Here is a 12287-nt window from a genome sequence, read left to right on the forward strand (position 1 = left end):
CGAGATGCCTATGCCGTCAGCTTTAAGGAAGGGAACTTTGGCCTATGGGAAACCTGAAACGAATGATACGCGGCGAGGCATGGTATTTGCTGTTCCTTGTGCCGGGAATCTGTTTATTTTTGATCGCGGTGTTTATTCCGCTGCTGCTCGGAGTCCGCTATTCCTTTACAAGCTGGGACGGAATATCACCCAAGCTTACTTATATCGGCTGGGACAATTACGTGCAAGCTCTTCAGGATTCCGATCTGTGGAGAGTACTCGGAAACACGTTCAAATATGCATTTATCCTCACCATTCTTGTTAATGTTCTATCGCTGCTGCTCGCCCTGCTGCTTGATTCCTATTTGAAATTCCGGAATCTGTTCCGGACGATCTTCTTCCTGCCAAGCGTTATATCCGTCGTCTTGTCGGGATTCGTATGGAACTACAATTACAGCAACGGCTTTCCCAAGCTGCTTGCCTATTTTGGGCTGGACGTCACCAGTCCGCTGGGCAATCCCGATTATGCCTTGTTTGGGCTGATCGTGGTCGCCGTCTGGCAGGGCATCGGCTCTCCGATGATCATTTATATCGCTGGGCTGCAGGGCATCCCGGGCGAATTGATCGAGAGCGCGAAGATTGACGGGGCGGGCGCATTCCGCACGTTCAGAAGCGTGACACTGCCCCTCCTGGCGCCTTCGGTCACCATCAATTTGCTGCTGGTGCTGACAGGAGCGCTCAAAGTGTTTGATCTTGTATTCGTCACTACAAACAGCGGACCGGGCTTTGCCACCGATGTGATGACGACCTTCATCTACAGAACCTCGTTCGCCAATTTCAAAGCTGGATACGGAATGGCGCTGTCGATGATTTTCTTCCTCATCCTGGTCATCGTTACGATTGTCCAGCTGGGCATCTTTAGAAGACGGGAAGTGGAATTCTGATATGAAAGCATCCCGAATAACGGTCTTCATCCTCGTCGCGATTCTCGCGGTTGTGTTCCTGTTCCCGCTTTATGTCGCGCTGCTTATGTCACTGAAAACCTCACAGCAGACGTTCGTTTCCTTTTACGCGCTGCCGTCGAGTTTGAACCTGTCCAATTTCGTGCATGCCTGGGATACATCGAAATATCCGACCGCCATCTCCAACAGCTTGATCGTAACCGCCATCTCCGTCGCCTTGATTATCATTTCTTCGGCGCTGGCCGGGTATTCGATCGCCAGAAGGAACAAGCCGTTCTACAATGCGATCTTTGTCATTCTGCTCTCGGGAATGATGGTGCCTTTCCAGGTGACGATGCTGCCGCTGTACAAAATGGGCAAGACGCTCCATCTGATCAATACGCACTGGGGAATCACGCTTATCTACGGAGGTCTCGGCGTACAGATGGGAGTGCTGTTCTATACCGGATTCATCCGCGGCATCTCCAGGGAAATCGAGGAGGCGGCCCGTATTGACGGCTGCTCGACGCCGGGTATCTTCATCAAGGTCATTATGCCGCTGCTCAAGCCGGTCACCGCGACTGTCATTGTGCTGAATGCGCTGTATATCTGGAATGACTTCCTGCTTCCGCTGCTGTTTCTGCAGGACAAGGCGTACCGTACGATTCCGCTGCAGCAGTATTTTTTCTTTGGCCAATACAGCAGCGATCTGAATCTGGCCTTCGCTTATGCCGTAATGGGGATGATTCCGATCATCGTGTTCTTCCTGTTCATGCAGAGATATATTATAAAAGGTATTGCTGCCGGCGCAATCAAGGGCTAACTTTGATCTTCACGCGCTACAAGTAAACAGCAATCCAGTCCGCCCCATACACCTGATGTCATCTACGCGATGGCATCGGGTGTATTTCATTTGCGCCCTGTGCAGGCAGCAGAGCGCTGTGCGGCGGTGCATTCCGGGGGATAACCACATCCTCAAGCCGCATGCATGAATGCCATGCACGTCGATAACAACCTGAACGTACTGAAAATGGCGGATTCCTGCGAATCTTTATAGGAACGGCATAAGGGACATCAAGGTTGGAGGCAGCATATGAATCCGGTTATGAAGAACAAGACGAAGCATACACATTGGAAAGTGATAATGATTGCATTTGTGATCGTATGTATTTTGGCGGCGGCTGGTTGGGAGATCTTCCGCATGATGGTTGCGAAGCAGGATATTTCAAAGCTGGCTGAGCCGCTGCCTGCGGCGACTATTCTATATGAAGCGAGCGGCAAGGAGGCCAGCCGGATCGCGCTGGGCACCATCGAAGCCGTCCGTTACGAAAGCTTGCCCAAGTCATTCATCGATGCTGTGGTGGCGGTCGAGGACAAGCGTTTCTTCGAGCATGACGGCATGGATATTTGGGGGATCGGCCGGGCGCTCTATACCAATCTCACGTCCGGAGAAACCAGACAGGGCGCAAGCACCATCACACAGCAGCTGGCCAAGAATGTGTTCCTGTCCCAGGAGCGGACATGGTCCCGCAAGTGGAACGAGGTGCTGCTCGCCAAGAAGATAGAGGAGAATTATAATAAATCCGACATTCTGGAGATGTATGTCAACCAGATTTATTACGGAGAAGGGGCATGGGGGATCAAGCATGCCTCGGAAACCTATTTTGGCAAATCCCCCTCGGAACTGACAGTATCGGAGTCTGCACTGCTGGCAGGCCTTGTCAAGGCCCCATCTGCGCTTACCCCCTACAAAAAACCGGATCAGGCCAAAGCCCGGCGCAATGTCGTGCTCCAGCTTATGAAGGACCAGGGCCGGATTACGGAGGAGGTTTACAGTCAAGCGGTCAAAGAAGCGATCATACTGCGGAATCCTGCATCCAAGCAGGATACGGCATTGAAGTATCCGTATTATGTCGATCAGATTATCCGCGAGGCATCCGCCAAATACGGATTGACAGAGAGTGAAATTCTGCATGGCGGTCTGCGGATCTATACGACGCTGGATGCGCGTATGCAGCAGGCGGCTGAACAAGTCTATGCGCAGGAGGAGCTGTTCCCCCCAAGCGCGGCGGATCAATTGATCCAGAGCGGAGCCGTATTGGTTGATCCCCGCGATGGCGGTATCAAGGCGCTTATCGGCGGCAGGGGCAAGCAGCCGTTCCGCGGCTTCAACCGCGCCGTTCAGTTGAAGCGGCAGCCGGGATCAGCCATGAAGCCGATATCGGTCTATACGCCGGCCTTCGAGAAGGGTTACCGCCCGGAAGACAAAATCGTCGACGAACCGGTTAATTACGGGGGGTACCAGCCGCAGAATGCGGGAGGGGCTTACCATGGCGAGGTGACGATTCATGAGGCGATTTCCGAGTCCTATAATATTCCTGCGGTCCGGCTGCTTAACGATATGGGCATCGATGCGGGGATGGATGCGGCGGCCCGGTTCGGGCTTGAGCTGACGGATGCCGACCGTACGCTGGGACTTGCCTTGGGCGGTCTGCAGGAAGGCGTATCCCCGCTTGAGATGGCCGAAGCCTTCGGGGTATTTGCCAACGACGGTACCCGTATGCCGGCACATTCGATTATCCGGATCGAGACCGCGAGCGGCGAGGTTCTCGCTGATGCAGGAGATATAACCGGAGAGAAGACGACCGATCCGGCTATCGCCCGTATGATGACAGCAGAGCTCGAAGGGGTCGTGCAGGATGGAACCGGGAAAGCCGCCGCACTGGCTGGCCGTCCGGCTGCCGGGAAGACGGGGACGACGGAGATGCCGGGAACCGGAGGGGCGGGAGCCAAGGACAATTGGTTCGTCGGTTACACGCCTCAATTGGTGGGAGCGGTATGGCTCGGATACGATCATACGGACGCCGATCATTATTTAACCACAAGCTCCAAAGCCGCGGCTGCCGTATTTCAGGTCCTGATGAATGAAGCGCTGCAGGGCGAGCCGGTCATGGAGTTCCCGGATCCGCCGGGCACATCCAGCGGCAATGCGCATGGCGGTCACGTCGATGACAACGCTGAGAATCAGGATCAGAAGGGACACAAGAACCCGGATAAGGATCAGAAGGAACCAAAATGGCATAACCCGTGGGGTAAAAAAGATGATGATCATCCCCGTGACCGGGAGCATGGTGGACATAAGAAAGACGACAGACATAAAGATGATGACGATGACGATGACGATTGAATAGTGGAGAAAACTGCTTCTGAAGAATTTTCTGCCTGCTCTCCGGTTAATCACCGGCCTCTTGCGTTTTATATAGATAAACGGGATGTCGCCGCTAAACACGGGTGACATCTTTTTTTGTTCCGGAAGCTTGATTTGTGCGTCACGCACGCGATAAATTTAAGGGGGGTTAGCATGAAGCGGGCATACCGGATACCCGGGATCAAGATCCTGGTCTTTTTCTTTGGCAGCTGAATAGGAGTTGATTATTCAGACTGAAATGTTGAAAATAACGGCAAAATAAAGACGGAGTACTTTAAGAACGGAGGAATTCTGCATGAGAAGCACTCATCATCAATTGCCGGGAGAAGCTATTCATCTGTACAAGTGGGAGCCGGATGAAGGCGAAGAGATCACGGGCTTGATTCATTTAATCCATGGCTCCTGCGAGCATGCGAGGCGCTATGAGCATTTTGCCAGATATTTGACGGCACGGGGGCTGGTTGTTTATGCCAGCGATCTGCGTGGTCATGGCTGGTCGGTGGGGAAGCGGGAGGAGCTCGGCTTCTTCGGAGAACGGAACGGCTGGGCGGGCATGGTGAGCGATCTGAGGCGTGTGACAGCCCTGGCCAGATCCGAGCATCCGGATTTGAAGCTGACGCTGGTCGGGCACAGCATGGGGTCCTTTCTCGCCAGGCATTATGCCATTATAGCCGGTGAGGAGCTGGACGGTATGATTTTGATCGGAACGGCGCATCAGCCCAGGGTGCTGCTTCATCTGGGGAGAGGGATTGCGGCATGGGAGATCATGACCAAGGGCTGCATGTACCGCAGTCATTTTCTCAATAAGCTGACCTATAAATCCTTCAACCGCCGGATTAAACCGGCAAGAACGCTCCAGGACTGGCTCACCCGCGACGAAGCGGAGGTGGATCGTTTTATTGATGACGAGCAGTGCGGATTTGTTTTTACAGCCGCCGGCTTTCGGGATATGTTTGACGGACTGCTCTACATTACGAAGAAATCCAACATCCGGCACATGCCGCGCAATCTGCCCATTGTCATGCTCTCCGGTCAGGATGACCCTGTTGGCGCCTACGGCAAAACCGTGAAAAGAGCCTACCGTTCTTTCGGTAAAGCTGGGGTAATGCAGCTGGGGATGACCTTGTATGAAGGCATGCGGCATGAAATCCTCAATGAAATTGGCCGTGAGCAGGTATATGGCGATGTTCTCAAATGGATTTACAGGACCGTAATAAAACCGGCGAAACAGACCGCGCATTCATAATCGTCTGAAGTGTGAACAAACCGCTTCTTCAATTTCTTACATAAAGCATAGGAATAAGGCGAATAATTCGTTATAATATAAGGGATCTCGTCAAAAATTTCATTATTAAGGAGAACAACCATGGAAAAAATACTTATTTTCGGACACAAAAACCCGGATACGGACACCATTTGTTCCGCAATCGCTTACGCCGATCTGAAAACTCAGCTGGGTCTGAATGTTGAAGCCGTTCGCCTCGGTGAAGTGAACGGAGAAACGCAATATGCGTTGACACAGTTCAACACCGCAGCACCCCGTCTTATGGAGACGGTTGCCGGTGAAGCTTCCAGCGTTATCCTGGTTGACCATAACGAACGCCAGCAAAGCGCTGCCGATATTGATCAGGTTCGCGTTGTGGAGGTTATCGACCATCACCGTATTGCCAATTTCGAGACAAGTCAGCCCTTATACTACCGCGCTGAGCCGGTTGGCTGTACAGCGACGATTCTCAATAAAATGTACAAGGAAAACGGCTTGAAAATCGGCAAAGAGATTGCCGGTCTGATGCTCTCCGCCATCATATCCGATTCCCTGCTGTTCAAATCCCCGACCTGCACGGAGCAGGATATTGCGGCAGCCCGCGAGCTTGCCGAGATCGCCGGCGTGGACACTGACAGCTACGGACTGGAAATGCTCAAAGCGGGAGCAGACCTTAGCGACAAGACGATCGCTCAACTGATCTCCCTTGATGCCAAGGAGTTTACGATGGGCAGCTATAAAGTGGAAATCGCTCAAGTAAACGCTGTGGATACCAATGATGTGATTTCCCGTCAAGCCGAGCTTGAAGATGCACTGAGCGGTATTATCGCCGATAAAGGACTCGACCTGTTCCTGCTGGTCGTGACCGATATTCTCAATAACGATTCCGTTGCACTTGCGCTTGGCAAAGTATCCGGTGCTGTTGAAAAAGCTTATAACGTCAAGCTTGCCGACAACAAAGCAATCCTCAAGGGCGTTGTGTCGCGCAAATCGCAAATCGTCCCTATTCTGACGGATACGTTGAACAACTGGTAATTCTAATCGATTCAGAGAGTAGCCGCCGGCCTTTGCGCCTGCGGCTTTTTTATTTCCAATTTTAGTAATTTTCATAATGGATATCAAAGGCCCTAATATATGGTATTATGTGAAAAGTGAACTTTTGGCATCTGCGTAAAGGAGTTGGGGGAATTGATCAGGACCATTCTGCAAAGCCTGCTGGCAGGGGCTGCGCTCGCCGTTATTTATTTGGCGGTGCAGATTGGACAAGGCGTCTACATGACCATCAAATATGTGCCTGACATTGCCGAGGCGTATAAAACGGTGGAGCCGGCTGCAAGCGAGGTTTCTTTTGGCCGGGTGGAGAGTCCGAATCAAGAGATCTACATGTTCATATTTATTGTCCTGGCAGGAAGTGTCCTGTTTATTTTGGGAAAGCTTGGCTATAGGCGTTATCTCAAAAAATCTTGATTGCTGCAAGCGTTTCCTATAGAATAAAAAGTATGTTGAAGCAGGAGGTAGTTTGCCGTGATGATGATGACCGTATTCTTGACAGCTGTTCAGTCCTAATAAACTGAATAGACGGTATTTCCAAATTGAGATGAGAAGATTCGGTCGGGTGGCCGGATTGATTTTTCATGGCTTGATTGGGATACCGGAAATGTCTTGAACATTACGGTCAATCGGTTGCTCCTGCAAATAAACAGGGTTATTTCAGTTATTACCCGTTGTATGCCTGAGCTGTGAATGGACATTTGTTCATTTGCGGCTTTTTTTGCGTTCAGCCGGTTTTCCGATTTTCCATTATCGGAGGAACCCAGCATGAATAGAATTCATTATATGGCCACGGTGCTCCCCGGAATAGAAGCCGTCCTGGCTGATGAAATGACCCGTAAAATTCCGGAGGCGCAAATCAAGTCGATTAAACGAGGAAAAATCTTTTTTGAAACGGCTTTGCCCGCCCGCGATCTTCTGTCCTTGCGCACCGCAGATAATATATACCGTGTAATCTGCTGCTTTTCCGTTGGGCTGCACCGCTCGGACCTGCCCAGTCTGCTGAAGAATATCGCGGCATGCGATTTATCTTTTGCAGATACCGCCGGCTTGCGCCAGGGAGGATTCGTGGTCAATGCCAGCCGGAAGGGTGCGCACAGCTACAGCCGGTTTGAGGCGGCTGAGGCGGCCATGTGCGGCATCGGGAGGCATTATCGCGGGTGGAGAAAGGGAAGCCCTGAGAGTCACAGCTGCGAATTTCGCCTGGATATTGATGATGATGCGGCTGTTTTTTCATTCCGTATGACGGATTCTACCTTTAGATACCGCTCCAGGGACCGCATCTTCACTCCCGGTGCTCTTCGCCCAACCGTTGCCCACTCGCTTGTGTGGCTGTCATCGCCGCAGCCTGCCGACCGCATCATCGACCCGTGCTGCGGATCCGGAACTTTAGTAGGCGAACGCCTGGCTTATCCTCTTCGGGAAATCAGGGGAGGGGATTGTTCCGCGAATGCGGTTCAGGCCAGCAGGCATAATTTGCCCGAGAGGTTCCCGGCAGCTATTCATCAATGGGATGCAAGGAATCTGCCGATTGACAAAGGCTGGGCCAGCACGATTATCAGCAACCTGGCGTTCGGCAGGCAAATAGGCCAGCGCGAGTCATTACAGGAGCTGTATGGCGCTCTGCTCAGGGAAATGTCCAGGCTGCTTGACTCGGCGGGCAGAGCTGTTCTTCTTGCGGAAGACGGCGCACTGCTTCGCCCGGCAGCGGAGCAATACGGGCTTGACTGTACGGAGCTGATGAGGATCAGTCTGAAAGGGATTCAACCCGCGATCTACCGTTTAACCAAATAGCTGACATTTAATAAAAAGAGAAGAGGGATTTATATGTCTGTCATCAAGTCTGATATAGACGGCCAGTCCGCCGCTGCTTTTCTGCAGGATTATTGGGGAGAGCCTGTTTCAGGATTGGAGGCTATTGAACAGGGAGAGGTCAACCGCGCATATTTCTTCCGGTTCAGGGAGCAGGATTATGTTGTTCGTTTTAATGCCCAGGAGAGCGGATTTCAAAAAGAGCGTTACCTCTCCGACCATTTCGCTTCAGATGAGCTGCCAATTCCGGCAATTATTGAAATCGGGCCAGTTAACGGGATGTACTTCGCGATCTCCAAGCGCGCTGCGGGAAAGACCCTGGTTCAATATGATGCGGATCAGCTGCCCCTGCTCCAATCCATGCTGATTAAGCTTTTTGCCGGGATAAACAAGCTGAATGTGGGGGAGACACAGGGGTTCGGATGGATTCTGCCTTCCGGCAATGGCAGCCAAGCAAGCTGGCAGGCGCATCTGGAATCGTCCTTCGATGAGAAAGAGCCGGGATTCTGGCAGGGCTGGCATGGTTTGTTTGAGGGGAGTTTCCTGGATAAAGGACTGTTCGATGCCTTATACGGCAGGATGATGAGGCTGGCTGCGTACAGCCAGGAGGAACGTTATCTGGTTCATGGCGATTTTCATACGGGAAATCTGATCGCAGACGGGCCGCACTTGACCGGCGTGATTGACTGGGAAATGGCGATGTATGGCGATTATATGTTCGACCTGGCCACCTTTGATTTGTGGTCGCCGCATGTCAGGCTTCCCGAACTTTATTATAAGCATTGTCAAGCTGAAGGCAAAGAGATGAGGCATTTTGAAGAGAGGTTTCTCTCGGCTCTGCTGTGCAAGGGTCTTGATGCTCTGCGGTTCTATGCCAGAACCAATGACGAGCATGCCTATGTATATGTAAGGGACGATCTGCTCCGCCGTATTGCCGGGAATAAGATATAATGAATCACCCCTTCATTTCTATGGCCTTTCGGAAGCAGTTCCGAAAGGCTTATTTGAAATATAAGTAAGCGTTTATTTGGCTAAGCTTTGCTTATTTCGGAGGGAGGAAAATACCGGTTGTTACTGAAGGAGCTCAGCGGACAGCTGACTGTCCAAGCAGCGCATGGGCCAAAGCCCTGATCCCCGGTTCTATATCCTCAAGCCTGGGCTTGGCGTAGCTGAGCCGGATATAACCTTCCTCTGATCCATACACGGTTCCGGGGACGAATACGACTCCGCTGCGGATTCCTTCCTCCAGCAGACGGCTGTCATTTACCTTCCGGTTGATTTTGCACCACAGGTTCAGACCGCCATGCGGAAGGTCGAAGGTGACGGCATCCGGCAAATATTTGTTCAGGGCGTCGATCATCTCGTCCCGCTTCTGCTGCAGCGCCATCTGCAAATGGATAATATGGTCATCAAAACGTCCGGAGCGCATCAGTTGTTCCGCCAGCCATTCCGATACGATGCTGAGCCCAAAATCCATTTGCTGCCTGGCATCCGCGAGCCGGCTGACGACAGATTGCGGGGCAGCAAGCCAGCCAATCCGCAGGCCGGAGGCGGCAATTTTGGATAAGGAGCCGATATACATCACGATGCCGTCCTTGTCCAGTGCTTTCAATGTCTGCGGAGGCTCCGGCAGCATCGAGGTGAGGCTGAAAGGATCGTCCTCGACAATGGGAATCCTGAGTTCTGCGGCGATTTCCAGAAGACGTCTCCTCTTCGTCAGACTGAGAATACTCCCGGTGGGATTCTGGAAATTGGGATTCAGAAAGACCATTCGAATCCGGTGCTCGCGGTACAGCCTGGCGACATCCTCCGGATCAATGCCGTCCTTGTAAACTGGAAGCCGGCAGATGCGAAGGCCTGCAGACTGGAACATCGGCAAGGAGTAGCAGTAGGAGGGATCCTCAATCGCTACCGCATCTCCCGGTGATAACAGGCATTGGGTGATCAAGTACAGGGACTGCTGGGAACCCGATGTAATCAATATGGAGGATTCCGTGGCGGCTATCCCGTGCCGGCGGCCAAGAAACCTTGCCAGGGTCGTGCGCAGCGCCGGGCTGCCCTGGGGATGATCGTAGCCCAGATGCTCCGTAAAGGGCTGCTCCCGCAGCAGTTCCTGGACGAGTTTATTGGGAAACAAATCGGCCGATAGCTCGCCGCTTGCCATATCGATCAAATTCGCGTCATGACGGACGACTTCGCGGATACGCCGCATCAGCGGGAGATTGGGAAGGAAAGCTCCTCCCTCCGTATACTGCCGCCAATTTGGCGTATGGGATGGAGTGAGTCCCCATTTGGTGCGGCTGACGCTGGTGCCTCTGCCTACAGCACTTTCCAGCAATCCGGATGCGCGCAGCTCTTCATAGGCCTGAACAATGGTGCTGCGGTTCACATCCAGCTGCTCCGCCATTTTCCGCTCGGACGGAAGCAGACTGCCCGGAGGAAGCTCGCCGCATGCAATACTCCGCTCCAAATGCTCCACGATTTGCCGGTATATCGGCTGTTTCGAATGCCGGTCAGGTTTCCACATCTAGAAGTCACACCTTTGACAAATAAAATACAGGCTTGAACGGTACAAACGTATCATAACCGGTTCAAGCTATCATACAGCCTGCCGATTGGATTTGCAATTGACCATCCAATTCATCATTTCACCTCAAATGGATGGGTTTATTCTAATCCAATTGGCTGGTTACAAGGGGGTCATTTGCTTCTATGATAGGGGCATATCGAACAGAATTGCATCTTCAACAGAGATGAATTAGGGCTTGCAGGAGAGGATGGTCAGGATGGGGCAAAATGTACGGATTGCAGTCGTTCAAGCGGCGCCGGTTCTATTTGACAAGGAGTCGGCACTGGAGCGTATCGCCGATTACGCATCGCAAGCGCAATCTCAAGATGCCCGTCTGCTTGTGTTTCCAGAGGTTTTTGTCGCCGGCTATCCGAGAGGGCTTTCCTTCGGCGCCCGGGTTGGCAGCAGAACGATGGAAGGCCGCAAGGACTTCGCAAGATACTGGGAGAGCGCTGTCGATATTCCGGGCAAGGATACGCGTCGTCTAGGCGAGATTGCCCGTGAGACCGGTCTTTATCTGGTTATCGGAGTGGTTGAGCGCGACGGGGAATTCAGCGGCGGTACACTTTACAACACCATCCTGTATATAGGGCCGGACGGGGAAGTGCTGGGCAAGCATCGGAAGCTGATGCCGACAGGAGCCGAAAGGCTGCTGTGGGGGCAGGGGGACGGCAGCACCTTGACGGTGATCGACACGCCTTTTGGCCGTATTGGCGGTTTGATCTGCTGGGAGAATTATATGCCCTTGGCGAGAACGGCCATGTACGCCAAAGGTATCGATATTCTGGTCACGCCCACTGCGGATGCCCGCGATACATGGCAGGCTACCCTCCGGCATATTGCCTGCGAAGGACGCTGCTACGTCATTTCCAGCAATCAATACGCAACAAAATCGACCTATCCCGAGGATTTATACGGCTATGACAATATCGCAGGCGATCCGGAGGTGCTGTGCCGTGGCGGCAGCGCGGTTGTAGGGCCGCTGGGCGAATATGTCGCCCAGCCTTTGTATGATGAAGAAGGCCTTATTATGGCCGAGCTGGACATGGCGCTGGTAACGCAGAGCCGGTTTGACTTTGACGCAGTCGGCCATTACAGCCGTCCTGATGTGTTCCAGCTGACTGTTAACGAGTCGAAGCAGAGCATTGTTCGCTTTAACGTATAGGACCTGGCGGCAGCCTGCTTCACAATAGATAAGGGAGGTGGACAAAATGGGTGTACCTGCTTTTGTATGGATTTGTGCGATTATTATTGCCATTATCGTAACCTGGATAACCATTTGGGTAACGAACAAAGCCTATTCCCGCAGATGGGAGGACAGGACCAGCGAGATCGACCGGACAGACAATTAGCATAGGGCAGCCTCCTCTTTAAGGCCGGCAAGGCCGCTTCTTGCCATGTAAGATTTTTGAAAGGGTTATTTTCAGATTATTGCCAAATATGGTATGATTGCAATAATCTGTA

Annotated in this window: 11 protein-coding genes; 10 read left to right on the plus strand and 1 reads right to left on the minus strand. The window is 52.4% G+C overall.

Annotated elements, in window-relative coordinates; translation table 11 throughout:
* Positions 1–44 precede the first annotated feature (44 nt).
* From AC0YOA_RS33050 to AC0YOA_RS33085, 8 genes are all read left to right on the plus strand, one after another.
* Positions 45–923 carry a carbohydrate ABC transporter permease gene (locus tag AC0YOA_RS33050; protein ID WP_475790210.1) on the plus strand — a complete coding sequence of 293 codons (879 nt, stop codon included), beginning with the start codon at positions 45–47 and terminating at the stop codon, positions 921–923.
* 1 nt (position 924) lies between these two features.
* Complete coding sequence (locus AC0YOA_RS33055; RefSeq protein ID WP_210039742.1) at positions 925–1743, plus strand: carbohydrate ABC transporter permease; 819 nt, start codon at positions 925–927, stop codon at positions 1741–1743.
* Between the two features lie 270 nt (positions 1744–2013).
* Positions 2014–4107 carry a transglycosylase domain-containing protein gene (locus AC0YOA_RS33060; protein WP_475790211.1) on the plus strand — a complete coding sequence of 698 codons (2094 nt, stop codon included), beginning with the start codon at positions 2014–2016 and terminating at the stop codon, positions 4105–4107.
* Positions 4108–4423: 316 nt separating this feature from the next.
* Positions 4424–5374: an alpha/beta fold hydrolase gene (locus AC0YOA_RS33065; RefSeq protein WP_475790212.1), complete on the plus strand. Its 951-nt coding sequence runs from the start codon at positions 4424–4426 to the stop codon at positions 5372–5374.
* Positions 5375–5494: 120 nt separating this feature from the next.
* Positions 5495–6427, plus strand: a complete 933-nt coding sequence (locus AC0YOA_RS33070) for a manganese-dependent inorganic pyrophosphatase (protein ID WP_475790213.1) — start codon at positions 5495–5497, stop codon at positions 6425–6427.
* A 153-nt stretch (positions 6428–6580) separates the two neighbouring features.
* A complete protein-coding gene (locus AC0YOA_RS33075) occupies positions 6581–6859 on the plus strand; it encodes a hypothetical protein (protein WP_475790214.1) in 279 nt (92 codons plus the stop codon).
* Between the two features lie 351 nt (positions 6860–7210).
* Complete coding sequence (locus AC0YOA_RS33080) at positions 7211–8236, plus strand: THUMP domain-containing class I SAM-dependent methyltransferase (protein WP_475790215.1); 1026 nt, start codon at positions 7211–7213, stop codon at positions 8234–8236.
* A gap of 33 nt (positions 8237–8269) precedes the next feature.
* A complete protein-coding gene (locus tag AC0YOA_RS33085) occupies positions 8270–9205 on the plus strand; it encodes a phosphotransferase family protein (RefSeq protein WP_475790216.1) in 936 nt (311 codons plus the stop codon).
* A gap of 133 nt (positions 9206–9338) precedes the next feature.
* Here the strand turns inward: AC0YOA_RS33085 and pdxR are convergent, their stop codons facing one another.
* On the minus strand, positions 9339–10781 hold the full coding sequence (gene pdxR / locus AC0YOA_RS33090) for a MocR-like pyridoxine biosynthesis transcription factor PdxR (RefSeq protein WP_475790217.1): 1443 nt from the start codon (positions 10779–10781) through the stop codon (positions 9339–9341).
* 250 nt (positions 10782–11031) lie between these two features.
* On the opposite strand from pdxR, the gene AC0YOA_RS33095 reads away from it, so the two are divergent.
* Positions 11032–11988: a carbon-nitrogen hydrolase family protein gene (locus tag AC0YOA_RS33095; protein ID WP_475790218.1), complete on the plus strand. Its 957-nt coding sequence runs from the start codon at positions 11032–11034 to the stop codon at positions 11986–11988.
* Positions 11989–12034: 46 nt separating this feature from the next.
* Positions 12035–12175: a hypothetical protein gene (locus tag AC0YOA_RS33100; RefSeq protein WP_210039751.1), complete on the plus strand. Its 141-nt coding sequence runs from the start codon at positions 12035–12037 to the stop codon at positions 12173–12175.
* Positions 12176–12287: the final 112 nt, after the last annotated feature.

The sequence above is a fragment of the Paenibacillus sp. JT22N12 genome (assembly GCF_056269365.1).